This window comes from Candidatus Blastococcus massiliensis AP3, assembly GCF_000582785.1.
Classification (GTDB): Bacteria; Actinomycetota; Actinomycetes; order Mycobacteriales; family Geodermatophilaceae; genus Blastococcus; species Blastococcus massiliensis.
Map to the genome: position 1 here is coordinate 432,588 of NZ_HG931175.1, position 25,203 is coordinate 457,790.

20 protein-coding genes, 1 pseudogene and 1 riboswitch are annotated in these 25,203 nt (G+C 73.8%); of the genes and pseudogenes, 6 read left to right on the top strand and 15 right to left on the bottom strand.

Annotation, left to right across the window (positions count from 1 at the left end; translation table 11 throughout):
- From BN344_RS20400 to BN344_RS16245, 4 genes and pseudogenes are all read right to left on the bottom strand, one after another.
- Nucleotides 1–236, bottom strand: a pseudogene (locus BN344_RS20400) (lytic transglycosylase domain-containing protein); the annotation flags it as partial.
- 75 nt (nt 237–311) lie between these two features.
- Nucleotides 312–464: riboswitch (cyclic di-AMP (ydaO/yuaA leader) on the bottom strand.
- A 126-nt stretch (nt 465–590) separates the two neighbouring features.
- On the bottom strand, nt 591–1,241 hold the full coding sequence (locus BN344_RS16235) for a class I SAM-dependent methyltransferase (RefSeq protein ID WP_231486929.1): 651 nt from the start codon (nt 1,239–1,241) through the stop codon (nt 591–593).
- Nucleotides 1,242–1,246: 5 nt separating this feature from the next.
- On the bottom strand, nt 1,247–2,092 hold the full coding sequence (locus BN344_RS16240; protein ID WP_081788699.1) for an SDR family NAD(P)-dependent oxidoreductase: 846 nt from the start codon (nt 2,090–2,092) through the stop codon (nt 1,247–1,249).
- Nucleotides 2,092–3,573 (bottom strand): flavin-containing monooxygenase, encoded by a 1,482-nt coding sequence (locus BN344_RS16245; protein WP_040339580.1) that lies wholly within the window; start codon nt 3,571–3,573, stop codon nt 2,092–2,094. Before BN344_RS16245 ends, BN344_RS16240 begins: the two co-directional genes overlap by 1 nt.
- A gap of 160 nt (nt 3,574–3,733) precedes the next feature.
- Between BN344_RS16245 and BN344_RS16250 the strand changes: the two genes are divergently transcribed.
- Nucleotides 3,734–4,384 (top strand): TetR/AcrR family transcriptional regulator, encoded by a 651-nt coding sequence (locus BN344_RS16250; protein WP_040339581.1) that lies wholly within the window; start codon nt 3,734–3,736, stop codon nt 4,382–4,384.
- 10 nt (nt 4,385–4,394) lie between these two features.
- Here the strand turns inward: BN344_RS16250 and BN344_RS16255 are convergent, their stop codons facing one another.
- The gene (locus tag BN344_RS16255; RefSeq protein WP_040339582.1) at nt 4,395–4,904 is read right to left on the bottom strand and encodes a universal stress protein; all 510 of its coding nucleotides are present in this window, start codon (nt 4,902–4,904) and stop codon (nt 4,395–4,397) included.
- 108 nt (nt 4,905–5,012) lie between these two features.
- On the bottom strand, nt 5,013–5,888 hold the full coding sequence (locus BN344_RS16260; RefSeq protein WP_040339583.1) for a DivIVA domain-containing protein: 876 nt from the start codon (nt 5,886–5,888) through the stop codon (nt 5,013–5,015).
- A 296-nt stretch (nt 5,889–6,184) separates the two neighbouring features.
- On the opposite strand from BN344_RS16260, the gene BN344_RS16265 reads away from it, so the two are divergent.
- Both BN344_RS16265 and BN344_RS16270 read left to right on the top strand, forming a co-directional pair.
- Complete coding sequence (locus BN344_RS16265; RefSeq protein WP_040339584.1) at nt 6,185–7,309, top strand: LLM class flavin-dependent oxidoreductase; 1,125 nt, start codon at nt 6,185–6,187, stop codon at nt 7,307–7,309.
- The gene (locus tag BN344_RS16270) at nt 7,306–7,923 is read left to right on the top strand and encodes an FMN reductase (protein WP_040339585.1); all 618 of its coding nucleotides are present in this window, start codon (nt 7,306–7,308) and stop codon (nt 7,921–7,923) included. Before BN344_RS16265 ends, BN344_RS16270 begins: the two co-directional genes overlap by 4 nt.
- Here BN344_RS16270 and BN344_RS16275 read toward each other — a convergent pair.
- The 7 genes from BN344_RS16275 to BN344_RS16310 all read right to left on the bottom strand — a co-directional run bounded on the left by BN344_RS16275 (nt 7,920) and on the right by BN344_RS16310 (nt 20,050).
- Nucleotides 7,920–9,494 carry an FMN-binding glutamate synthase family protein gene (locus BN344_RS16275; RefSeq protein WP_040339586.1) on the bottom strand — a complete coding sequence of 525 codons (1,575 nt, stop codon included), beginning with the start codon at nt 9,492–9,494 and terminating at the stop codon, nt 7,920–7,922. The two genes, BN344_RS16270 and BN344_RS16275, sit on opposite strands and share 4 nt — an antisense overlap.
- 29 nt (nt 9,495–9,523) lie before the next feature.
- Nucleotides 9,524–11,014, bottom strand: a complete 1,491-nt coding sequence (locus BN344_RS16280) for a GntP family permease (protein ID WP_040339587.1) — start codon at nt 11,012–11,014, stop codon at nt 9,524–9,526.
- 101 nt (nt 11,015–11,115) lie between these two features.
- Nucleotides 11,116–12,477: an MFS transporter gene (locus BN344_RS16285; protein ID WP_231486931.1), complete on the bottom strand. Its 1,362-nt coding sequence runs from the start codon at nt 12,475–12,477 to the stop codon at nt 11,116–11,118.
- Nucleotides 12,478–12,507: 30 nt separating this feature from the next.
- On the bottom strand, nt 12,508–13,731 hold the full coding sequence (locus BN344_RS16290) for a DUF4185 domain-containing protein (protein WP_166518261.1): 1,224 nt from the start codon (nt 13,729–13,731) through the stop codon (nt 12,508–12,510).
- 28 nt (nt 13,732–13,759) lie between these two features.
- Complete coding sequence (locus tag BN344_RS16295) at nt 13,760–18,067, bottom strand: alpha-(1->3)-arabinofuranosyltransferase (RefSeq protein ID WP_051516033.1); 4,308 nt, start codon at nt 18,065–18,067, stop codon at nt 13,760–13,762.
- A gap of 24 nt (nt 18,068–18,091) precedes the next feature.
- The gene (locus tag BN344_RS19220) at nt 18,092–19,060 is read right to left on the bottom strand and encodes a PorA family protein (protein ID WP_051516034.1); all 969 of its coding nucleotides are present in this window, start codon (nt 19,058–19,060) and stop codon (nt 18,092–18,094) included.
- Between the two features lie 261 nt (nt 19,061–19,321).
- Nucleotides 19,322–20,050, bottom strand: a complete 729-nt coding sequence (locus BN344_RS16310) for a class I SAM-dependent methyltransferase (protein ID WP_040339591.1) — start codon at nt 20,048–20,050, stop codon at nt 19,322–19,324.
- 75 nt (nt 20,051–20,125) lie between these two features.
- Here BN344_RS16310 and BN344_RS16315 point away from each other — a divergent pair, with 75 nt between their 5' ends.
- Nucleotides 20,126–21,394 (top strand): glycosyltransferase family 4 protein, encoded by a 1,269-nt coding sequence (locus tag BN344_RS16315; protein ID WP_197022357.1) that lies wholly within the window; start codon nt 20,126–20,128, stop codon nt 21,392–21,394.
- 67 nt (nt 21,395–21,461) lie between these two features.
- Nucleotides 21,462–22,742, top strand: coding sequence for a lipopolysaccharide biosynthesis protein (locus BN344_RS16320; RefSeq protein ID WP_051516035.1), 1,281 nt, complete (start codon nt 21,462–21,464; stop codon nt 22,740–22,742).
- A gap of 58 nt (nt 22,743–22,800) precedes the next feature.
- Here the strand turns inward: BN344_RS16320 and BN344_RS16325 are convergent, their stop codons facing one another.
- Nucleotides 22,801–23,532 (bottom strand): class I SAM-dependent methyltransferase, encoded by a 732-nt coding sequence (locus tag BN344_RS16325; RefSeq protein WP_197022358.1) that lies wholly within the window; start codon nt 23,530–23,532, stop codon nt 22,801–22,803.
- Between the two features lie 243 nt (nt 23,533–23,775).
- Between BN344_RS16325 and BN344_RS16330 the strand changes: the two genes are divergently transcribed.
- Nucleotides 23,776–24,180: a cupin domain-containing protein gene (locus BN344_RS16330; protein WP_040339592.1), complete on the top strand. Its 405-nt coding sequence runs from the start codon at nt 23,776–23,778 to the stop codon at nt 24,178–24,180.
- Nucleotides 24,181–24,241: 61 nt separating this feature from the next.
- Here BN344_RS16330 and BN344_RS16335 read toward each other — a convergent pair whose 3' ends face one another.
- Complete coding sequence (locus tag BN344_RS16335) at nt 24,242–25,183, bottom strand: universal stress protein (RefSeq protein WP_166518262.1); 942 nt, start codon at nt 25,181–25,183, stop codon at nt 24,242–24,244.
- Between the last annotated feature and the right edge of the window lie 20 nt (nt 25,184–25,203).

Here is a 25,203-nt window from a genome sequence, read left to right on the forward strand (position 1 = left end):
AGCGGTGCGACCACCGCGGCGTCGAGCGAGGCGGGCGCCTCCGCCGTGATGCCCAGCTGCTGCGCGACGCTCATCGGCTCGGGCTGCGCCTCGGCCTGCGCGGCGGGTTCGCCCGCGGTCAGGACGCCCAGCGTCAGGGCGCCGGCGGCGGCCGCCCCGACGAACAGGGCCGGACGGCGGGTGCCCACGGGCGGACGGCGGAGGAAGCGGCTGTTCACGGTGGTGCGCAGGTTCATGGGGAGGTGTGCTCCGGGTGTCAGGGCGCAGCGAAGCCGCCGCCCGCTCAGGGGCGACCGGCACTCCGGCTGTCCAGTTCTTCCGTGAGCCGCCTACCGAGTTAGCTGACGGGTTCGGGCGGGAAGCAGCCCTACCCGCCCCGGACTGGAGGTCCGGGGCCGGGATTCACCCCAGTACTGCGGTGGGTCCCCGGCTCGCCCCGCAGGACGACTCGGCGGCGTCCGGCGCGGCAGCTCTCGGTTGAGGCCGCCGCTCGCCGGACAGACCCAACGTACGGCCGTGACCTGTTCGTGACAAACCCCTGCGCGGGATTTCCGGCGTGATGCATGTCCCCTTGACGGACGAGGGAACCGTCAGGGCAGGCGCCACACGGTTGTGCGGCGGATCCGTGCGGGCCGGCCGGCCGAGGAGTCGGCGTCCGCGATGTCGTGGACCGCGGCCTCGACGAGCCGGTCGTGCGGCAGGTAGGGCCGGCCGGGGTCCCCGACGAGCACCTCCGCGCCGGCGGTCCGGGCGGCGTCGAGGAAGGGCAGCACCCGCTCGGTCATGATCCGGTCGTAGCAGACGTCACCGGCCAGGACGACGTCCACCGCGGGAGGCGGCTCCCCCAGCAGGTCGCCCACCGGCTCGATCCCGGAGACACCGTTGAGCGCGGCGTTCTCCGGGATGGCGGCCAGGCCGAAGGGGTCGATCTCGCTGGCCACCACCCGTTCCGCGCCGGCCAGGAGCGCCGCGACGGCCACCAGCCCGCTGCCGGCCCCGAGGTCCAGGACCGAACGACCGGCGACCACATCGGGGTGGTCGAGCACGTACCGGGCCAGCGCCTGCCCACCGGGCCAGGCGGCGGCCCAGAACGGCGGCTCCTCGTCGGTCCGGCCCTGCTCGACCGCCATCGCCTCCCAGAGCGCGACCACGTCCGCGGCGACCAGGAGCTGGATCTCCGGCACCAGCGGTGGCCGCTCCGGCCGGGTGTGGGCGCGGATGAACTCGGCGGGGACGGTCACCTGCGTCAGCCGCGCCCGCCCGCCGCCGCCCGACGGCCGACGACCCGGGCGATCGGCCGCCAGTACGTGCCCGGACGGAGGCGGACCAGCGCGTCGGGCACCTTGGCGCTCGCACCGATGAGCAACCGGGGCCGGCGCTTCTCGATCGCCGCCACGATCCGGGCGGCTGCCTTCTCCGGCGGGATGCGGAGCAGCTTGTCGAACTCCTCGCGCCCGGCCGCCATCTCGGGCGGCACGCCGGAGCCGATGCGCGCGCTCTCGGCGATCCGCGTCCTGATCCCACCCGGGTGGACGACCGTCAGGCCGACCTCGTCGTCGACCAGCTCGTGGCGCAGCGACTCGCTGAAGCCACGGACGGCGAACTTGCTGGCGGCGTAGGCGGCCTGCCCGGCCGGGGCGAAGATGCCGAAGATGCTGGAGACGTTGACCAGGTGCGACCCCGGATGGGCCTGGAGAGTCGGGAGCAGCGCCGCGGTCAGCCGCACCACCGCCCGGAAGTTGATCGCCATCACCCACTCGAACTCCTCGACCGTGACCTGGTCGAAGCGGCCGCCGAGGGCGACGCCGGCGTTGTTGACCAGCAGCGTCGTCTCCGGGTGGGCGGACGCGAGGGTGGCCCCGAGCTCGTCGGTGGCCCGCTCGTCGGCGAGGTCGACGACGTAGGTCCGGACGGCCAGCGCCGGGTGCGCGGTGCGGATGCCCTCGGCGACGGCGACCAGCCGCTCGGCGTCCCGGTCGACGAGCACCAGGTCGCTGCCGCGGTCGGCCAGCTGCCCCGCGAGCGCCTCGCCGATGCCGCTGGCCGCACCGGTGACGACGGCCGTTCCGCCGGCGAACTCGTAGGGGCCCATCAGGCGACCGCCCGCTCGGCGCGCACCGGGGCGGAGCTGAACCGGATGCCCTCGTCCTCGAGGGGACCCCGGCGCATCAGCCGGACGTCGCGGATGTAGTTCTGGTGCAGCTTCCACGGGGTGCGCCGGCCCTGCTTGGGCAGCGCGGCGAGGCTGCGTTGCACGTAGCCGGACGCGAGATCCAGGAAGGGCAGGTCCGCGCCCTCGGGCGGGGCGACCGGCGTGGCCACGGCCTGACCGCGCTCGTCCATGTGTCGCAGCAGCCGGCACACGTACCGGTTGACCAGGTCGGCCTTGAGCGTCCACGAGGCGTTCGTGTAGCCGATGACCATGGAGAAGTTCGGGACGCCGGAGAGCATCATCCCCTTGTAGGAGACCGTCTCGGAGACGTCGACCTGCTCGCCGTCGAGGCTGAGCGTCATCCCGCCCATCGGCAGCAGGTTCAGCCCGGTCGCGGTGATGATGACGTCGGCGTCGAGGTGCTGCCCGGACTCGAGCTGGATGCCCGTCTCGGTGAACGTGGCGATCCGGTCGGTCGCGATCGAGGCCGTGCCGTTGCGCAGGTGGCGGAACAGGTCGCCGTCGGGGACCAGGCACAGCCGCTGGTCCCACGGGTCGTAGGGCGGGTTGAAGTGCGTGTCCACGTCGATCGATGCCGGCAGTTGCTTCTCGGTGAGCCGGCGGAGCACCTTCTTCACCGCGCCGGGCCAGCGCCGGCTGGCCTGGAACAGCGCGGTGGTGGCCAGCACGTTCTTCCAGCGCACGATCGGATACGCGACGTTCGCGGGGAGCCGGCTGCGCAGGATCCGCGCCAGCGGGTCGGTGCCCGGCTGGGTCAGGATGTAGCTCGGCGTGCGCTGCAGCATGGTGACGTGCGCGGCGTCGTCGGCCAGGTTGGGCACCAGCGTGACGGCGGTGGCCCCGCTGCCGATGACGACGATCCGCTTGCCGGTGGCGTCGAAGTCCTCCGGCCAGTGCTGGGGGTGGATCACCTCGCCGGGGAACCGCTCCTCGCCGGGGAACTCGGGGCGGAAGCCCTCGTCGTAGCGGTAGTAGCCCGAGCACACCTGCAGCCACGAGCAGGTCAGCCGCACCGTCTCGCCGGTGTCGGTGCGCCGGGCGGTGACCGTCCAGCGGGCGTCGGCGCTCGACCAGTCCGCCGAGAGCACCTCGTGGTGGAAGCGGATCTTGTCCTCGACCCCGTACTCGCGCGCGGTGTCCTCGATGTACTCGCGGATCGAGTGCCCGTCGGCGATCGCCTTGGCGCCGGTCCACGGCCGGAACGCGTAGCCGAGCGTGAACATGTCGGAGTCCGACCGGATGCCCGGGTAGCGGAACAGGTCCCAGGTGCCGCCGATGGCGCCCCGGGACTCCAGGATCGCGTAGGTCTTGTCGGGGCACTCCACCTGCAGGTGGCAGGCGGCGCCGACACCCGACAGTCCGGCGCCGACGACGAGGACGTCCACGTGCTCCGAGCTCATGTCCACACTCCTGGAACGGGCCGGTGTTCACCGGGCTGCTGCGTCGGCGCTGCCGCGGAACTCAACTTCTCAGATGCAGGCACCGCCGACGCTATCGACGCACTGTTGAACGAGTCAACGCCGTGTCGAGAAACGGATGCGCGCCGGTAATCTGCGAGGCATGTCGGAGGGCGCGGAGCAGTCGCCGGTGCGCGCGCGCGGCCGGCGTGCCGCGCGGACGTCCGGCGACGACCGCGAGCAGGCCATCCTGGCGACGGCCGAACGCCTGCTCGACGAGAAGTCGCTGGGGGCGATCTCCGTGGACGACCTGGCCCGCGGGGCCGGGATCTCGCGGCCGACGTTCTACTTCTACTTCCCGTCCAAGGACGCCGTCCTGCTCACCCTCCTCGACCGCGTGGTCGCGGAGGCCGACGAGGCGATGCGCACGGTCTTCGAGGCGCCGGCGGCCGGCCCGCGCGAGGGATGGCAGCGGGCCCTCGCCGCCTACCACGACACCTTCCGCTCGCACCGGGCGCTGACCGTCGCCTGGGCCGAGGCACGCTCCACCAGTGCGGCGGTGCGCTCGCTGTGGGCCGAGGTGTTCGAGCGCTGGGTGCAGCGGTGCGCCGCTGCGATCGAGGCCGAGCGGGCGCGGGGCGCCGCGCCCGCCGGCGTCCCGGCCCGCAACCTGGCGGTGGCGCTGACCTCGATGAACGAACGGGTCATCTACGCCTCGCTCAGCGGTGACGGGCCGGCGCTGGCCGAGTCCGACGTCGTCCCCGTGCTGCTGCAGGTGTGGCTCACCGCCGTCTACGGGAGAGCCCCGGAGTGACCGGGGCCGGTCAGCCCGCGTCGAGGACGGTGCCCTGGGCGGCGGCGATCTCCTTGCCGGTCGCGCCGGTGCGGACCACGGTGACCGGGCAGGGCGCGTGGTGCACGAGCTGGTCGCTCACCGAGCCGAGCAGCAGACCCGCGAAGCCGCCCCGGCCGCGGGCACCCATGACCAGCAGGTGCGCGTTCTCCGCCGCCTGCATGAGCCCCGGCGCCGCCGGCCGGTGGACCACGTGGCAGGTCACCCGGACCTCCGGGTCCAGGCCCGCCGCGGCGACGTGCGCGGTCAGCTCGTCGTGGACGGCCTTCTCGAAGTCGGCCAGCGGGGGTACGTAGCCGTGCTCCCGGGTGGCGGGCTGCGGCGCCGTGGTCATCTGCCAGGCGCGGACGACGTGGACGTCGATGTCGGCCCGGGCGGCGAGCCTGCCCGCCCAGACGAGCGCCTCCTGCGCGCACTTGGACCCGTCGTGGCCGACGACGATCCCGCCGTCGATCCGGACCGTCTTCGCGACCTCGTCCACCGCTGACCTCCCATGTTCGCTCCGGCGGCGATCTACCCGCGCCCCCTGAAGCCTCTCACCAGAGGACGAACGGGAGCCGTCCGGAGTCCCCGTGTCCGCGCCGGACGGTCAGGAGGCGACCGTTTCCGGTTGCCGCACGAGCACGACGGCCTCCCCCGGGGCGGGGTCGTCCGGGACGTCGTCGGACGTCATCCCCTCGACCGCCACGTTCGTGCCGCTCATCGCGTCGGGAACCGTGGCCGCCACAGCCTGGAGGGCCTCGCCGATGCGACTGCTCAGCCCGCGGAGCGACTGGCGGGCCTGGTCGCGCTGCCGGCGCAGGTCGGCGACCTCCTCCTGCAGCTCCACCAGCCGCGCCGTGGCCGCGGCGGCGGCCTGCTCTCGTGCCTGCGCCGCCTCCGCGTCGAGCCGCTCCCGCTCCTCCGCCGCGGCCCGCAGCAGCTCGGCGGCCTCGCCCCGTGCCCGCTCGATCATCGCGGTGGCCTCGGCCTGCTGCCGGCGGGCGTGGTCGCGCAGCTCGTCGGCCGCGAGAACGGCCAACTCCTTGATCTCGTGCGCCTTGCGCAGCCGGGCATCGGCCTCGCTGCGGGCCTCCGCCACCAGGTGCTCGGCTTCCCGGGCGCCGGCGTCGGTGATCGCCGCGGCCTCCTCGACGGCCAGCCGGAGCATCTCCTCCACGCGGTCGGACACCGGGAAGACCCGGCCGCGGGGTGCATCGGCCAGCAGGCGCCGGGAGATCTCGAGCTCCGCGGAGCAGGCGCCGAACCGGCCCAGCAGGTCGTCGACCTGGCGCCGCACGGTGCGCAGCTCGGTCTCCGCCCAGCTGACGTACGTGTCGACCTCCAGCGGGTCGTAACCCCGGAGGCGGCTGCGGAAGACGGGTCCCGAGCCGAGCAACTGGTCCAACGCGCCCGTGAAGGCCGGCGGAGCCTTCGGGCCGCCCTCCGCCCGGTCGCCGGCCCCGGTCTCCGTCCGCACCGTCATCGAGCCACCCCTTCGCGCCCCGGTCGCCGACCGCACCCCGGCCTCCGGGATGTGGCGGGTCGATCGTTCCCCACTGGTTCCGATCCGGACAGTGCCAGAACGCCGCGCGCCGAGCCGCGCGCCGTGACCGGACCGTGAACTGCCACCGGCGTAGTTCGGCTGCCCGTGGCGAGTCGGCTACGCACCGGGGTCGGTCGGTACCGCTGGCCGCCGTGCACCGGGACCGGGAATGCTCGTGACCATCGGTAGGTTGAGCCGATCAGTAGTTGCACTCTCAACTAGCGACGGAGTCGGTCATGCAGTTCGGGATCTTCACGGTCAGCGACATCACTCCTGACCCCACCACCGGCCGGACGCCGACGGAGGCCGAGCGGATCAAGGCCGTCCTCGCGATTGCCCGCAAGGCCGAGGAGGTCGGCCTCGACGTCTTCGCGCTCGGCGAGCACCACAACCCGCCGTTCTTCTCCTCCTCCCCCACGACCACGCTCGCCTGGATCGCGGCGCAGACCTCGACGCTCCAGCTGTCCACCTCGACGACGCTGATCACCACCAACGACCCGGTGAAGATCGCCGAGGACTACGCGATGCTGCAGCACCTCGCCGACGGCCGGGTGGACCTCATGATGGGCCGCGGGAACACCGGCCCGGTCTACCCCTGGTTCGGGCAGGACATCCGCAACGGCATCGAGCTCGCCGTCGAGAACTACGCCCTGCTGCGCCGCCTCTGGACCGAGGACGTCGTCGACTGGCAGGGCAAGTTCCGCACGCCGCTCCAGGGCTTCACCTCGACGCCCCGTCCGCTGGACGGCGTCCCGCCGTTCGTGTGGCACGGCTCGATCCGCTCCCCGCAGATCGCCGAGCAGGCCGCGTACTACGGCGACGGTTTCTTCCACAACCACATCTTCTGGCCGCCGGAGCACACCCAGAAGATGGTCGAGTTCTACCGTCGCCGCTTCGAGCACTACGGCCACGGCAGCGCCGACCAGGCGATCGTGGGCCTCGGTGGGCAGGTGTTCATGCGCAAGAACAGCCAGGACGCGGTGGACGAGTTCCGGCCCTACTTCGACAACGCGCCGGTCTACGGCCACGGCCCCTCGCTCGAGGACTTCAGCACGCAGACTCCGCTGACCGTGGGCAGCCCGCAGCAGGTCATCGAGCGGACGCTGGGCTTCCGCGACTACGTGGGCGACTACCAGCGCCAGCTGTTCCTCATCGACCACGCCGGCCTCCCGTTGAAGACGGTGCTCGAGCAGCTCGATCTCCTCGGCGAGGAGGTCGTCCCGGTGCTCCGCCGCGAGTTCGCCGCCCTGAAGCCCGCGCACGTGCCGGACGCGCCCACCCACGCCTCCCGGGTGACGGCCCGGGGTGCGAAGGACGCCACGGTGCACGCCCCGTCCCGCGAGGAGGTGCAGTCCCGATGAGCACCCGCACGCTCGCCGTCGTCAGCGCCGGGCTGAGCAACCCCAGTTCCACCCGGCTGCTGGCCGACCGGATGACCGCGGCCACCGTCGCGGCCCTGGCCGGGCGCGGCATCCCGACCACCGTCGAGACGGTCGAGCTGCGCGAGCACGCCCGCGACCTCGCCGACAACCTGCTCACCGGATTCCCGAACGAGCCGCTGCGGCGGGCCGTCGGCACCGTGACCGGCGCCGACGCGGTCATCGCGGTGACGCCGATCTTCTCGGCGTCCTACAGCGGTCTGTTCAAGACGTTCTTCGACGTGCTGGACAAGGACGCGCTGGTGGGCACACCCGTGCTCATGGGCGCGACGGCGGGCACGGCTCGGCACTCGCTGGCACTGGAGCACGCGATGCGCCCGCTGTTCGCCTACCTGCGGGCCACCGTCGTCCCCACCGCGGTCTTCGCCGCCTCGGAGGACTGGTCCGGCGGCTCCGAGGCCGGCACCGGGCTGGCCCACCGGGTCGACCGCGCCGCGGCCGAACTGGCCGACGTCGTCGCGGGGAGGGCCCCGGCGGCGCCGGTGGACCCGTTCGCCGACCCGGCGAGCTCCTTCGAGGACCTCCTCCGCGGTTAGTCGGCGGCCGTGGCGGACGGCGGTGCGCTGCCGCCCTGCTCGGACTCCGGCAGCATGATCCGGCCGATCTCGGCGCGGTCGTCCGCGGAGGGCAGGCCCCACCCGGGCTCGTACCCGTAGACCTCGTGCAGCGGCCGTGACTCGCTCCGGCCGGTGAGCACCTCCACCGAACCCGAGTCGATGAGCCCGGGGTGCTCGACCCCGCAGGCCTCGGCCACCTTGAGCAGGTCTCGCCGCAGCGTGCGCACGTAGTTGGCCGTCCGCACCGACTTCAGCGCCGGATCCAGCCCGCGGGTCAGCCACGGGTTCTGCGTCGCGACGCCGGTGGGGCAGGTGTCGGTGTGGCACTTCTGCGCCTGGATGCAGCCGATCGCCAGCATCGCCTCGCGGGCCACGTTGATCAGGTCGCAGCCCAGCGCGAACGCCACGACCGCGTTGTCCGGCAGCCCGAGCTTGCCGCCGCCGATGAAGACGACGTCCTCCTGCAGGCCCTTGCGGGCGAAGGTGGCGTAGACGCGGGCGAAGCCGAGCTGGAAGGGCAGCGACACCGAGTCGGTGAAGATCAGCGGTGCCGCGCCGGTGCCGCCCTCGCCTCCGTCGATGGTCACGAAGTCGACCCCGCGGCCGGTCGCAGCCATGAGGTCGGTCAGCTCCTCCCAGAAGGCCATGTCGCCGACGGCGGCCTTGATGCCCACCGGCAGCCCGGTCTCCTCCGCCAGCAGCTCCACCCAGTCGAGCAGGCTGTCGGCATCGGAGAACTCGGCGTGCCGCGACGGGCTGATGCAGTCGACCCCGACCGGGATCCCCCGGGTCTCGGCGATGTCGTCCGAGACCTTCGCGGCGGGCAGCACGCCGCCGAGGCCGGGCTTCGCGCCCTGGCTCAGCTTGATCTCCAGCGCCCGCACCGGAGCGCCGGCGACCAGGGCCTTCAGCCGCTCCAGGTCGAACCGGCCGTGCTCGTCGCGACAGCCGAAGTAGGCCGTCCCGAGCTGGAACACCAGCTCACCGCCGTGCCGGTGGTGCCTCGACAGCCCTCCCTCGCCGGTGTTGTGCAGGCAGCCGGCCAGCGCCGATCCGCGATTGAGCGCCTCGACCGCGGCCCCGGAGAGCGAGCCGTAGCTCATGGCCGAGACGTTGACGACCGAGGCGGGCCGGAAGGCCTGCCGGCGTCCCCGGGCCGCGCCGAGCACCTTGGCCGACGGCAGCGCGACATCCTGCCCCGCGTGCACGTTCGTCGCCGGCACGGCCCGGCCGAACGTCCGGTGGTTGATGATCGGGTAGCCGGCGGTGAACTCGAGGTCGTTGTCGGTGCCGAAGCCGAAGTAATTGTTCTCGCCCTTCGCCGAGGCGTACACCCAGCGCCGCTGGTCGCGGGTGAAGGGCCGCTCCTCGTTGTTGCCGGCCACCAGGTACTGGCGCAGCTCGGGGCCGATGGACTCCAGCAGGTAGCGCGCGTGCCCGATCACCGGGAAGTTGCGCAGCAGCGAGTGCTCCCGTTGCAGCAGGTCACGGGCAGCGACGGCCATCAGCGCCGTCAGTCCGGCTCCCGCCGCGCGTCCCATGCGTGCCATGCCGACTCCTCCGGTCGTCCAGGGGGTGGTCAGAGGACGAGGCTGAGCAGCAGCGCCAGCACGAAGCCGATCGTGCCCAGGAGCGTCTCCATGACCGTCCAGGTCTTGAGCGTCGTCTTCTCGTCCATCTTGAAGAAGCGGCTGACCAGCCAGAAGCCGGAGTCGTTCACGTGCGAGAGCACCGTCGCCCCGGCCGCGATGGCGATGACCACGAGCGCGAGGTCGACGCTGGAGAGGCCGTCGCTCGCCTCGACGACCGGCGCCATGAGGCCGGCCGCCGTCGTGAGGGCCACCGTCGCCGAGCCCTGCGCGACCCGGAGCAGGACCGAGATGACGAACGCGGCCACGATGACCGGCAGGCCGATGTCGCCGAGCACGTCGGCGAGCGCCTCGCCGATGCCGCTGGCCCGCAGCACGCCGCCGAACATGCCGCCGGCGCCGGTGATCAGGATGATCGCGCAGACCGGTCCCAGTGCGCTGTTCACGACCGACTCGATCTCGGTCGCCGAGCTGTCGCGGTGCCGGCCGAGCACGACCATCGCCACGAGCACGGTGATCAGGAGTGCGATCGGCGTCGCGCCGATCAGTTGGGCCACGCGCACCACGGTCGACTCCTCGTCGACCGTGCCCGCCGTGGCCAAGGTGCTCATGCCGGTGTTCAGGAAGATGAGCAGCAGGGGCAGCAGCAGCAGGCCCAGCACGGTGCCGAACGAGGGGGGTCCGGGCGCCGTCGACGCCGGATCGGTGGCCACGGCGGTGTCGCCGTAGCCGCCGGCGGGTGCCGGCGACGTGCCGGCGACCGGCGTCGCCCCCTCCGGGCCTCCGGCCGGCACCGCACCCTCGACCGGTTCGCCGCCGGAGAGGATGTCCGGCACGGCGACGTCGTAGCGGCGGCCGGCCCACAGCCCGAACAGGTAACCCCCCAGGAACCACGTCGGCAGCCCGATCAGCAGCCCGAAGACCAGCACCAGGCCGATGTCGGCACCGACGAGCTCGGCGGCCGCGACCGGCCCGGGGTGGGGCGGGACGAAGGCGTGCATGACGGCGAACGCCCCGGCCACCGGCAGCCCGTACGTGAGCAGGGAGCCCCCGAGACGGAGCGCGACGGTGAACACGATCGGCAGGAAGACGACCAGCCCGGCGTCGAAGAAGATCGGGAAGCCGAAGAGCAGCGCCGCGACGCCCAGCGCCAGGGGTGCCCGCTGCTCGCCGAACCGGTTGATCAGCACGTCGGCGAGCACCTGCGCTCCCCCGCTGAACTCCAGCAACCGGCCCAGCATGGCGCCGAGGCCGACCAGCAGTGCCACGCTGGCCAGGGTGCTGCCGAAGCCGCCGGTGAGCGTGGTGACGACGTCCTCCAGCGGCACACGCGCGGCCAGCGCGACGAGGAGGCTGACCAGGATCAGCGCCACGAAGGCGTGCAGCTTGAAGCGGATGATCAGCAGGAGCAGCAGCAGCACGCCCGCGGCGGCGATGAGCAGCAACGGCCCCGCCCCGAGGGTGGGCTCGACCTCGGTCATGGCATCTCCCCAGGCTGTGGTGGGCCGGCGGTGTCGCGGTGCCGATCACGCTCGGCCCGGCCGCGCCCGGCGACCCGAGCGCCGTACCCGGCGCTCCGGCGTCAGCGGTAGGCCGAGTCGCCGCGGAGCCGGGCGCGGACGGCGGTGTGCAGCGGGGCCAGCACCACGCCGTCGCGGGCCAGCCGGGCGCGCAGTTCCCGGCGGTGCCGGAGCACCCCCGCCAGGCCGATCGCCCAGAACAGGTACTGGACGGCGAACGCGGCCCGGAAGGCGCCCAGGTCGTAGTCGGTCGACGCACCGGGCGTGAGCAGGTCCAGCACGGCGCCGATGGCCAGGATGGTCAGCAGCGAGGCGACGAAGCCACCCACGTTCACCGCCCCGCTCGCGCTGCCCAGCCGCTCGGCCGGGTTCTCGGTGCGGGCGTAGTCGAACCCGATCATCGAGCCGGGGCCGTTGGTGCCGAGCACCATGACCAGGACGACGAGCAGGGGCAGGGGCGCGCGGCCGGGCCATGCCAGCACGACCGTCCACACGGTGGCGGTGGCGCCGAGGATGGTGAAGACCAGCACCGAGCGGCGCAGCGGCCAGCGGCCGCACAGCCGCCCGAGCAGCGGGCCCACCGCCATGCCCACCAGCACGAGCAGGGTGAGCAGCCCGGCCGCCGTCGACGGCGAGAGGCCCTGGCCGACCACCAGGAAGGGATAGCCCCACAGCAGGGCGAACACCGTGCCGGAGAACTGGGTGACCAGGTGCGTGTACAGGCCGATCCGCGTGCCCGGTTCCCGCCAGGTGTCCGCGAGGGTGCGCCGCAGCTCGGCCAGGCCGGCGGCCGGGCCGCGCACCGCCCCGCCCGGGGCGTCCCGCAGCGCGACCAGCACCAGGACCGCCACCAGCAGCCCGGTGGCCGCGGCACCCAGGAATGTCGCCTCCCAGGAGGTGCTGTGCAGCAGCGCCACGAGCGGATAGGCCGCGAGCACCGACCCCAGCTGCCCGAGGATCCCGGTGAGCTGGGTGAGCAGCGGGACGACGGAGCCCGGGAACCAGAACGACACCACGCGCAGCACGCTGATGAACGTCATCGCGTCACCGGCCCCGACCAGGACCCGCGCGGCCACGGCGGTCGGGACGTCGCCGGCCAGCGCGAGCAGCAGCTGCCCGGTCGCCATCGTCACCGCCCCCGCGAGGATCAGCCGGCGGGAGCCGAACCGGTCCAGCGCCACGCCCACCGGGACCTGCAGGCCCGCGTACACGGCCAGCTGGAGGACGAGGAACAGCGAGACGGCCGAGGCGCCGGCGGAGAACCGCTCCTGCGCGTCGACGGCCGCCACGCCCAGCGACGACCTATGGAACACCGCGACGACGTAGGAGAGCAGCGCCACCACCCACACCGCGTAGGCCCGGGCGGGTGGCGGCGCGGTCATACCGAGTCCGACGCCGGGCACGCCGCCGATCTTCCGGGACACGCGGTGACCTCGCTCACCGCGCCGCGCGGGTCAGACGAGCGGGACCTCGTGGAAGAGCACCCGGCCGGACTGCGGCCGGTCGTAGAGCTCCTCGATGTCGGTGGTGTTCCGGGAGACCGAGACCAGGAGCGAGCCCGACGCCGTGCGGATGTCGGGATGCGAGAGCGGCGTGTAGGTGAGGTGGTCGACGTCGTCGGGGTCGTCGTCGTGGCCGCCCGGCGAGGAGACCACGTCGATCGCGGTGTCCTCGAACGGTCCGGTGGGCGAGTCGGCGGTCCACATGGTGATCCAGTCGGCCAGGTCACCGCCCCGCTTGGAGATGATCACCCACCGTTCGCCGATCTTGTCCACCGAGAGCGTCTGCGACGTGCCGTTCTCCGCTTCGATGATCGGTGCGGCCGCGGTCTCCCTGTCCTGCCACTGGCTGCCGTCCCAGAACTGCCTGGCCTTGGCGTTCGTGGGGTCGTCGATCGGCAGCCGCGACACGTAGAGCTCGCGGCCGGTGATGAACGCCTCGTTGGTGTACCGGGTGCCGTAGAGGTACAGCCACTCGCCGTCGGGCGCCACCGCGGCGCCCCAGTTGATCTGGTCGAAGTCCGCGCTGTCGGAGGTCAGCTCGACCGTCCGGTCCAGGCGGGGGACGCCGTCCGCGCCGACCAGGACGACGGCGACCGACGTGCCGCGGAACAGGAAGTCCCACTGCCGGTCACCGCGCTGGATGCGCGAGAGGTAGACGATGACCTTGTCGCGAATGCCCTCGCCGTCCGCGGCGGTGGGCTCGAGCCGCACCACGGTCATGGGCCAGTGGGTGAGCTCCTTCGGGTCCCGGGGGAAGAACTCGCTCTCCCCGTCGGTGAGCACCTGCGAGACGCAGGCGCCCGAGGTGACCCAGACGGAGTTGTCGATCAGGCGCGGGTCGTAGTCCTTCGTGCGGCCGGTGTCACCCCAGGCCCAGAAGACGCGACCGTCGCTGAGCATCGCGCTGGCCCCGAGGTCGGCCGACTGCCAGGTCGGGAAGTCGACCCGGTCCATCATCCGGTTGAACTGGGCGGCCGTCACGGTGCCCTCCGGGTCCGGCGCGGGGCAGGACGGCTCCAGGCGCGCCGTGGCGGCGTCGGCGTCGGGGGCGGTGGACACCAGCGCCGGCTCGCCGTCACGGGGAGGACCCGGCTCGGGGGCCGGCGCCGAGAGCCGGACGCACCCGGTCAGCAGCAGGAGAACTGCCGGGAGCAGCACGGCGGATCGACGGAGCACACCCCCATGGTGACTCATGGGTGCCACCTCACCCGCCAGCCGTCGCCGTGCGGGGCGGGCGGGGCGTCCGGCGGAGCAGCAGGCGTCGCACCGGCACCACCGGCAGGATGCCGGCGACGACCGCGGAGAGCGCCACGACGGCCAGCAGCTGACCGGGAGTCGAGCCGTCCGGCTCGGACACCAGGGTGGCCCCGGCGGCGAGGAGCGCGCCGGTCGCCACCGCGCCGAGCACGGCCGGGCCCCACCGCCCGGTGATCTGGCGCAGCAGCCACAGGACGGCGAGCGCCGCGAGGCCGGCCAGCCCGCCGACGAGGGCGGTGCCGAACAGGGCGGACCCCACCACGAACGCGGTTCCGAAGACCGCGGACAGAGCCGCGGCCACGCGGGGCGCCCGTCGCGGACGGTCCCGCAGGGGCCGCGCCGGCCACGCCGCCACCAGCACGAGCAGGAGCACCGCGCCGGCGCCCACGGCCAGCGCCGTGCGGTAGGCCGGGCCCGGCGTGAAGTCCAGCTGGACGGTCCCGGCCGATCCGGCCGGCACGATGTAGCCCTGCTGCCACCCGTCGATGGTGACCGGGGTGAGCGTCTGACCGTCGAGGGTCGCCGTCCAGCCCGGGTTGATGTTCTCGGGGATGACGAGCAGGGTGTCGCCGTCGCCGGCGTCGACCTCCACGGCACGGTGCTCGGCGTCCCAGCGGCTGATCCCGGCCGCGGTCCGGATGCCCGGGTCGATGTCGCTCGGCGAGCCGGCCCGCTGGAGGGTGACCGAGTCCGTGCCAAGGATCTCGCTGCTCCGGGCCAGCAGGCGGTGCTCCCCGCCGGGGATGAGCATCGAGGGCACCGCGTCGCAGAACTCGAGGGTCGTCGGGCGGAGCGTCTCCAGCGTCCCGACGGTGGGCCGGGCGCGGGTGAGCATCACCGCTCCGTCGACCTGCACGTCCGGGCCGGAGCCGCAGGCGAGCTCGCCGGTCTCCGGGTCGAAGAGCTCGGCGGTGTCCGGGTCGCGGAACGCGTTGCCCGGCTCGACCCGGACGGGGGTGTCCGACGGGGTGACCGGGTTCGGCCCGCCGACCTCCAGCTCGCTCACGCCGACGCCCAGCCGCTGGTCCCAGCGGGTGAAGGGGTCGAGGGACTCCAGCTCCTCGGGCAGCTCGAAGGTGACCGCCAGCCGATCGGTGACGACCGGCGCGAACTGCACGCTGCCGTCCTCGGTGAGCCGCAGGCTGCGCGGCAGGCCACCGGCGTCGATGGTGACGGCGGTCGGCCTCGCGGCGACCAGCCCGGGGTCGGTGACCACGCGCAGCGAGTCCACCGTGCGGGGCTCGGGCCAGGTGAGCGTCAGCGTCGGGCGGCGGTCGTCGCCCGCGGCCAGCCAGGCGGTGTTCGGGTCGCCGTCGACCGCGGCGATGGCGCTGCCCCGCGGATCGGACACCGGCGAGCTGGAGGCCTCGACCAGGGGGGTTCCCCGCGCCTCGGTGAGCAGGGCGTCCAGCGCCAGTCCGGGACGCGCCACCGCGGTCCCGAAGATGTCGTAGTCGCTCCAGCCGGGCACGGAGAACGTCCGGTCCAGCCAGACCGCCTCCTCGGAGCCGGTGATGAGCGCGGGGGTGCAGAGGGGGGTCCCCTCGCTGCCGGTCACGCAGCCCGACCGCCCGCGCTCGGCGTCGAAGGAGAACACGGTGGCGCCGTGCTCGGGCACCGGCGTGACGGCCGACCGGTGCACGTTGATGCCCAGCACGCGCACCTCGGCGAGCGCGAGGGCCGGTGCGTCCGGATCGTTGGCCGGAACGGTCGAGCTGATGGTCAGCTGCGAGGTGTAGCCCTGGGGAATCGGCAGGACCTGCTCCTCGCCGGTGTCGGCCACCGGCACCACGAGCTCACCGGCGTCGGTCGTGATCTTCAGCTCGCTGGGCCGGGCGACACCGGGCTCCTCGCCCAGCGAGACGACGATCTCGCGGCCCAGGAACTGCCGCTCGGTGGTCAGCCGCCACCAGGGCGGCTCGGAGCTCTCGTCCCAGGGCGCCGGCCGCCAGGCGGTCATCGGGTCGACGTCCACGGCGGACCAGGGCTGGGTGTCCATCCGCGTGCCGTTGAAGCCGTCCGGGTCCGACGCGGAACTGGACGCGCTCGGGGTGCCGCCGATGTAGCGGATCACGCTCTCGGCGAGGGCGAGGTTGGGCAGGACGTAGTCGCGCACCGGGGCGTCCAGTCGCAGCGGGTCGTCCTCCGACAGCCCGCCCGAGGCGGCGTCGGCCAGGCGGCCGAACGTGCGCTCCCGGCGCAGCAGCGCGTCGGTGACCATCGCCGGGTCGGTGGGCGCCGCGGTGGAGCCGGCCATCATCGCGGGCCGGTCGGTGATGACGCCCCGGTCCTCCAGCGGCAGCAGCGCCTCCGGCCCGCCGTGGACGCCGACCGCCGAGGACATCGGCGTCGTCCACGCCCGGGGCGCGGGGTCCGCGACCGCGTAGATCTCGATGGGCGGAGCCGGCTCGTCGAGACCGGAGTCGAGCACCCGGCCGTCGGAGAGCCCGTCGGCCTCCGACACCGGGCCGAAGGAACCCACCGGGGAGATGCCCGGCGAGTCCCGGAGCGCCTGGCGCACGAGCACGGAGCGGGTCGCTCCGGTCGCACCGGTGTCGACGTCGTTGCGGAGCACCAGGTGCGAGATGCCGGCCCGCGCCAGGTACCGGGACAGGCCCGCGGCCCCCTCCCCCTGCTCCAGCCGGGACTCGACCGCGTCCAGCATGCGGATGTGGCCCTCGGGGGTCAGCGGGATCGCGTTCCGCACGTCCCACGGCGAGTCGGCCAGCGCCTGCAGCGGCTCGTCGGTGGGCGAACCCCACTCGTAGGTGGGGAACGAGGAGCCGGGCAGCACCAGCGCCCGGCCGCTGGGCTGCTGGTCCTCGAGGAACGCGGCGGTCTGCCGCCAGTACCCCGGGATCTCGGTGAAGCCGTTGGGGGGCGCGAGCCGCCCGGCGAGCGCCGGGACGATCCCGGCCACCAGCGCCAGGACCAGCAGGCCGAGCGTCGCGCGGGAGCCGATCCGCGCGGCGCTGCGCAGCCGCCCCGAATCGGGCTGCCCGGCCCGTCCGCGGCGGGCCCGCGCCAGCAGGACGGCGCCGAGGTGGGCCAGGCCCAGCACGAGGGGCAGCCGGAGGACCGGGTCGAACTTGTGCACGTTGCGCAGCGGGGCGAGGAAGTCGTCGAGCCCGTCGTGGAGCCGGTCGGCCCAGAGCCCCTGGACCTCGGCGAGGTGCCCGAGGGAGACCAGGCCGACGCCGGCCAGGACGCCCAGGACCAGCCAGGTGCGCTCCGGCAGGTCGCGCCGGCACAGCGCCGCGAGTCCGGCCGCCGCGAGGAGCACCGTGCCGGCCACCGGGACGACGTCGTGGACGAGGGACCACCCGGCGGGCCAGGTCGGGCCCGACGGCGAGGCCAGCGTCGCCACCCAGTGCGACGTCCCCCGCAGGACGCTGAGGACGTCGGTCGGCCCGGTCGTGGCGTCGGCGTTCTCGATGTAGAAGAGGAACGGGGGGCTGAACCGGCCCAGGAGCACCAGCGGGCCGGCCCACCAGACGCTGGCCAGGCCGACGCAGATGCCCCACCAGACGACCAGGCGGCGCCGGAAGGGGCCCGCGGGCCGGGTGAGCAGGTACAGCACGGCCAGCGGGAGGACGGCGGCGGTCGCCACGGCGTTGACGCCGCCGACGCAGAACACCGCCAGCCCGGACAGCGCCGCGGCCCGGCGTGCGGAACCGCGCTCCTCGGCACCGACCAGCGGGATGAGCACCCAGGGCGCGAGCGCCATCGGGATCAGCTCGACCGAGGTGGTGCCGATGGCGGTGAGCATCCGCGGCGCCAGCGCGTAGGCGATCCCGGCGACGAGGGCAGTGGCCGGGGTGCCGATCCGCAGCCGGCGGGCCAGCACGACGACCCCGAGGAAGGCGACGCTCATCAGCGCCGCCCACCAGAGCCGCTGCACCACCCAGACGGGCAGCCCGGCGAGCTGACCGAGGGCGAAGAACGGCCCCATCGGGAAGAAGTAGCCGTACGCCTGGTTCTGCAGCTGCCCGGCGGCCCCGACCGGCTCCCAGAGCGTGAGGGCCCGGCCGAGGAAGGACAGGGGGTCGACCGCCAGGTCGAGCTTGGTGTCGCCGATGATCCGGCCCGGCTGCTGCAGCAGCGCCAGCACCAGGAAGCCCGAGCAGACCAGCGCCAGCCGGAGGCGCACGAGCACCCCGACCACGCGCGCCCTCAACGGCTCGCGCGGCCCCGTGGACGCCGGCACGTCCGCGGAGGACGGCGCGGCGGAGGTGCCGGTGACCATCGTCGCCATGTGCTGCCTTCCCCGCCCGTCGACTCAGGCGCTCGGGACGGGAACCCGTGCGGGCTCGTCCTGCGCGTGGTCGGGCCGGGCCGGGCGACGGCGGGCGGCGAGGAGCGCACCGGCGGCGAGCAGCGCGGTACCCGCGCCGATCCCGGTCCACCGCACGAGGGGCCGCAGTTCCGCGCGCTCGTCCCGGATGTCCTCGGCCCGGGCGACGGCGTCCTCGACGGTCTCGTCCGACCAGCCGAACGTGCCGGCCAGCAGGACCGCGCCCGCGGCGCCGTCGGGGCCGCGCAGCTCGGTCAGCGGGCTCTCCTCGACGGAGACGATGACGCCGCTGAGGGGCTCGACGAGCAGCGACCTGGAGTTGCTGTGCACGACCTCGGCGGGGAACTCGGCCTCGGACGAGCCGACCAGGGTGCCGGGCACGGGGACCGTTCGGATCACCTGTGCGGGGACCTCCTGCTCGAAGCGGTACACCGGCAGCCCGTCGAGGCGCTCGCTGCCCACGAAGCGGGCGGGGAGCGACTGCCTCACCGTGGTGTCCCAGAGATCGTAGTCGCGCTGCTCGGTGTCGGACGGGAAGCGCACGGTGAGCCCCTGGATGTCGGTGCGCTCTCCGTCGACGGACTCCGCGACGCAGTCCACGGCCTCGGCGCTCCGGCGGTCCAGGCACGCGACGGCGCTGCTGGTGCCGACGAGGGTGCCGTTCGCGTCGTCGATGGTGGCCAGGTACTCCCAGACCGCGGTGTCGTCCCCCGCGTCCCCGGCGTCCTCGTCGCCGCGGACCCGGACCGACACCGACACGTCCTCGCTCGTCACCGGCGCGACCGGGACCGGGTCGAGGTAGCTGACCTGCGCGCCGAGGGCCACGGTCTCGAAGGACTCGTCGAGGCGCAGCTCCACCGCCGACAGCGGGACCCAGCCGTCCGCGGTGATGCCGGCGGCGAGGACGAGACCCCCCAGACCGATGACGGCCAGCCCGACGACACGCGCCCGCATGCAGCTCCTCCTCGCCGCAGCGGCTCGCGCGGCACAGGGTGCGACGGTACGTGATGTCCAGGGCTCGGAGGCGTCGACGCCCCGGCGTCCGCCACAGGGATCCGCGGACCCGCCGGACGCCGCCGCGACACGCCCGGGAGGCCCCGGGGGTGGACGGGTCGGAAGATTTTTCCGAGCCCGGCGGGCCGGTCGTGCCCGCCGGGCCGGACGGGTCGCACGATGCCTGGTGGGACGGGTGTGAGGGAACCGTGCGGCGCCGGCTCAGGCCTTCCGGCGGAGCACCAGGACGAAGTTCCAGCTGGCGAACTCCCGGAGCCCGGGCACCCGTGCGACCCAGGCGGCCCACCACGGGTGGTAACGGGGCAGCACGGCGAGCAGGTCGGCGTCCGGGCAGTTCCGGGCCCAGCGTGCGGCTGCTCCGGCGGAGGTGGCGAAGAGCGACTCGCCGAACTTGTTCTTGGGCTCCGCGCCGGTGCGGCGGCGGTAGCGACGCCGGGCCCGGTGGCCGCCGAGGTAGTGCCAGGGCGCCGTCTCGTGCCCGCCCCACGGGGAGAGCCAGGGGGTGAAGGAGAGGTAGACGATGCCGCCGGGTTTGGTCACACGCACCATCTCGTCGGCCATCGCCCAGGGCCGGCGGACGTGCTCGAGCACGTTCGACGAGTAGCAGACGTCCAGCACGCCACTGCGGATCGGCAGCTCCTCGCCGCTGCCGCGCAGCGTCCCGGGCTCGGGCTCCCCGCGGGCGGTCATCTCGCCGGCGTCCGGCTCGAGGCCGATGTAGGTCGATCCGGCGCCGCGGAAGGCGTCGGCGAAGTAGCCCGCGCCGCCCCCCACGTCCAGCACCGTCGCCCCCTGCAGGTCCGCCCACCGGGCCAGTTGCGCGACCGAGTCGGCAGCGAGGACGCTGTAGAAGCCCTCGGGATCGTCCTGTTCGTGGAGGAAGGCCCGGAAGAGCCTGACCGACCGGGAAAGGGTGGCCGATCGGTTCATCTGTGTGCACTCCAAAGGGGTCGTGGATCACATCGCCGGTCGAAGCGGCTGCTCGGGTGCATTAGTGTGCCGCTGGTGTTGCAACGAATGACGGACATCGACGTTCTCTTCGTCAACTGGCGAGACGTCAGCCACCCCGAGGGCGGCGGATCCGAACGGTACGTGCAGCGGATCGCCGAGGGACTGGCCGCCGCCGGTCTACAGGTGACCCTGCTGTGCGCCGAGCACGGCCGGGCTCCCGCCGAGGAGGTCGTCAACGGTGTCCGCATCATCCGGCGCGGTCGCCGGCTGAGCGTCTACCCCCGCGCGTTCGCGTTCGTGCGCCGTCACCGCCCCCGCCTCGTCATCGACGTGCAGAACGGGATCCCCTTCTGCAGCACGCTGGCCACCGAGGCCCCCGTCACCACCGTCGTGCACCACGTGCACAAGGAGCAGTGGCCGATGGTCTTCGGCCGCATCGGCGGGCGCATCGGCTGGTGGCTGGAGTCGAAGGTGGCTCCGAAGGTCTACCGGCGGGTGCCCTACGTGACGATCTCCGAGGCGACCAGGACCGAGATGACCGGTCTGGGCATCGCCGCCGACCGGATCACGCTGGTCCCCGTCGGCACCGAGCCGATCGTCCCCGTCGAGACCCCCCGCTCCCCCAGCCCGCGCCTGGTCGTCCTGGGCCGGCTCGTACCGCACAAGCAGGTGGAGCACGCCCTGGAGATCCTGGCGCGGCTCAGCGACCGCTGGCCCGACCTCTCCCTCGCCGTGGTCGGCGAGGGCTGGTGGGAGGAGCAGCTGCGGGCCGAGGCCGAGCGCCTGGGCGTGGCCGACCGGGTCGAGTTCACCGGCTTCGTCGACGAGCGGGCCAAGCACGAGCAGCTGGCCGCATCGTGGGTCCACGTGTGCCCGTCGGTGAAGGAGGGCTGGGGCATGGTGGTGATCGAGGCCGGCGGCCACGGCGTTCCCACCGTCGGCTACCACGCCTCCGGCGGCCTGCAGGAGTCGGTCGTCGACGGCGTCAGCGGTGTCCTCGTCGACGATCTCGACGGGATGACCGCGGCTGTCGCCCGCCTGCTCGAGGACGAGGGGACCCGCCGGGCCATGGGCGAGGCCGCCACGCGGCACGCGGCGACCTTCGAGTGGTCGGCGAGCGTCGCGACCTTCGCCGGGGTCCTGACGAAGGCGCTGCACGACCAGACCACGGAGGAGTTCCGCTCCGGCGAGCAGGGCCGCGCGCTCGTCGCACTGCTCGAGCGCGCCCGCACCAGGACCGGCCGCGACGAGTCGATCACCCTGCGGCCCCTGCCGATCGCTGCGGCACCGGCGCGCCAGCCGGCCGCCTCAGGTCTGGCATGAGCGGCGGCGGCCACCCGGGTTCCCAGCGGCGGGGGGCCCGCCAGGGCTCTCCGCGCGGGGTGCGCGGATGACCGCCCTCGGAGCACCGCCGGCCCCCAGCGTGCTGCGCCGACGGCGGGAGGCCGCCGTGCCGGCGGCCCTCGTGTCGCTGGCCCTGCTCGGCGTCAACGCGCTGGCCTACGTCTTCACGGTGGGCGCCGCCCGCCTGCTCGCGCCGGAGGCCTACGGCGAACTGGCCGCCCTGCTCGGCGTCATGTTCATCGGCGTCGTCCCGGCGACCGGTCTGCAGACCGCGGCCGCGCTGAAGCTCGGCAAGTCGCTCCCCGAGGAGCGCCCGCTGCTCCTGGCCCGGCTGCACGCCGCCACGTGGGTGGGCGCCGGCGCCGTCGGCGTCCTCGGCCTGCTCGCCGTCGGCCCCCTCGTCTCCCTGCTGCACCTGTCCGGCCCGGCGACCGTGCTCTGGCTGATCGCGGTCCTCGTCCCGCACACGCTCGTCGGCGGCTACGACGGGCTGCTGCAGGGCACCCGCCGGTACGGCCGGCTGGCCTTCGTCAACAGCACGTTCGGCGTGCTCAAGTCCGGGGGCGGTATCGCCGGCCTGCTCATCGGCGGCACTCCGGAGGCCGCGCTCATCGGCATGGCGCTGGGCTGCGTCGCCAGCGCGGCCGTGGGCTGGCTGGTCTCCGGGCGGCCGGGCATGGCCCGGGGCATGCGCACCCACATGCTGGGTGCCGCGCGGGCCTCCAGCGCCCTGCTGGGCCTCGTGCTGCTGGTCAACCTCGACCTGCTGCTCGCCCGCCACCACCTGTCCCCCGAACTGGCCGGCGAGTACGCAGTGGCGTCGATCTTCGCCAAGGTGGCGTTCTGGCTCCCGCAGGGGGTCAGCGTCGTCCTGCTGCCCCGGCTGGCGTACCAGCGAGCGCGGCGGCGGGTGCTTCCCGTGGCCGTCGCCCTCGTCGCCTTCGTCGGTGCCGTGCTCACCGCCATCACGGCGGTGCTCGGCGCGCGTGCCCTCACCCTCGTCGGGGGCGCCGAGTACGGGACCGCGCTGGGCGGCGCGACGTGGGCGTTCGCGATGCTGGGCACCCTCTTCGCCCTGGCCCAGCTGCTGCTCTACTCGGGGATCGCCGCCGCCGACCGGATCGCCGCGGTGGCAGTCTGGTGCGCGGTCGCCCTGGAGGCCATCGCCGTCGAGGTGCTCGCCGCCGGCGCCGGGCTGACCGTGCTCACGGTGGCCTGGATCGCGCTGGGCACCAGCATCCTGCTGGTGGGAACGGGGCTGCTACGGCTCTGGCTCGCCCACAAGGGCGACGTCGTGCTCGAGCCGGCCGGCAGCCCAGCCCGCTAGCCGCAAAATCCACCGGCCGCGCGGTGGGCCGGCTGCCCGGCCCACCGCGCGGCGCGGATCAGTACGGGTCGTACGGGGAGTCGTGCTTGAACACGATCTTGGCCACGGGGCGCAGCCGGAGGCGCAGCAGGACCTTGACGAGGACGTTGCGGATCCACCACGGCATCTCGGCCAGGATCCGCATGCGGTCGGCGCGGGTCGGCTTGCCCACCCGGAACAGGGCCATCGACCCGGCGCGGCGCTCGTAGCGGAGGTCCTTGGCCGGCAGCACGTGCAGCAGGGTGCCGAGGGTGACGCCGATCGACGAGAAGCAGTCGTGCACCAGGACCGGGGCGCCCTCGGGCAGGTGCACCCGCCACTTGAGGTCGTCGGAGTAGGTCCAGTAGTCGTGCTTGCCGTCGATGTAGAGCATCTGGAACGGCCGGTCCCACGACGTGCGGATCTTGGTGGAGTAGTCGCACACGAGCTCCACGGTGTCGGTGACCCCGGCCTCGGCGATGTGCGCCTCGAAGGAGTCCCGGGTCTTGCGGCCACCGAAGAGCTTGCCGTCGATGAACGGGTCGACCGCGTAGACGCGGCCACCCTTCGCCTGCATGACGCGGCCGATCATCACCGTCGAGCGGCCCTGGTGGGAGCCGATCTCGAGCACCGCGGAGCCGTCGGGCAGGCGGCGGGCTTGCTCGTCGAGCATCTCGGCCTGGGCCTTCGTCATCCATCCGGGGATCCGGTCCGCGACCGCCCACACCTCGTCGAACGACTGGCCCGAGGGCGTCAGGGAAGACTCCGGCACCGTACCTCCATCACAGGGCAATCACGATCGCGGGAACGGTACATGGCCGAGGGAGCCGGGTCGCACCCCGACCGGCGTGTCGGCCCCCCGGGGAACGACGGCGCGACCGGCCGGCGCGCGCCGCCATCAGCTGTCCGGGGGACCGCAGGACTACTCGGCGGGCTGCGGGGGCAGGAGGAGCGCAGCCGCCCGCCCGGTCACCCGGCGGGTCCCGAGTCAGCCGAGACGAGAGGAGCGCCGTCCATGGCGTCCGTCATCCACTACACGATCGAGACCGAGGCCGAGAAGAGCCCGGACTTCCGCCGGGTGCTCTGGACCGGCACGAAGACCCAGCTGGTGGTCATGACGATCCCGCCGGGTGGCGAGATCGGCGAGGAGACGCACGAGGACATCGACCAGATCCTGACCTTCGTCAGCGGCACCGGGAAGGCGATCGTCTCCGGCTCGGAGAAGAACGTCGCCTCCGGTGACCTGGTGGTCGTGCCGGCCGGCTCGAAGCACAACTTCGTCAACACCGGCCCCAACCCGCTGATCCTCTACACGGTCTACGGCCCCCCGGAGCACGCCGACGGCGCGGTGCACGCGACGAAGGAGGAGGCCGACCGGCTCGAGGAGGAGGGCAAGGACGAGCCCCCCACGTCCGACTGAGCCGCCTGCAGGAGGGGCCGCCGTCCGTCGACGGCGGCCTCTCCGCGCGTCGGGGGTCCGGTCAGCCGTCGGCGGAGTGCCGCCCGGTCTCGCCCGCCTCCGGGACGACCATGACGGGGCACCGCCCGGCGAGCACGCAGTGCAGCGCGACCGAGCCCATCAGCAGGCCGCGCACGGCGCCCTGGCCGTGTCCGCCGACCACCAGCAGCCGGGCACCCGCCGCCGCCTCCACCAGCACGTCGCCGGCCGGGCCCTCCAGGCACTCGACGCGGACGCTCAGCCCGTCGGGAATCCGTGCGGCCGCCACCTGCTGCTCGGCGCCTGCCCGCACCTCGCCGGCGAGCTGCTCCGGCGGCGGGAGGGCGACGGCGTAGGCGTCGCTCCAGTAGGCGGCCGCCGAGTACGCCGCCACGGCCACGAGCTCGGCTCCCAGCAGCTGGGCCTCGCGGGCCGCGCGCTCCAGCGCGATACCCGACGCCGCCGATCCGTCGAGGCCGACGACCACCCGGAGGGGCTCGGTCCCGGCACCGGCCCCTTCGCCGTCGTCGGCTCCCGCGTGGACGACGACGACCGGCACGCGGGCGTGGGTCACGGAGCTGAGCGCGACCGAGCCGAGGACGAGGCTGCGCACGGCGCCACGCCCCCGGCTCCCGACGACGAGCATCCCGGCGTCCTCCGAGGCGGCGAGCAGCATCGGCGCCGGCGGTCCGGCCACCGCCAGGACGTCGACCGGCACCTCGGTGTGCCCCGTCTCCGCGCGCACCTGCTCGACCTGGGCCCTCGCCCGCTCCAGGGTGTCGGCGCGCACCGCCTCCAGCTGCCCCTCGTCGAGCAGGAACGGGTCGGAGAGGTGCAGCTCGACGGGGAAGCTGCTGACGGCCTCCAGCGGCACGCCGCGCCGGGCGGCGTCGGCCAGCGCCCACGCCAGCGCCTCGCGCGCCCCGGGTGAGCCGTCCACCCCGACCACGGTCCGCTCTGCCCTGCCCTGCCCTGCGTCCGCCACGACCTGCTCCTCCGCTCGGT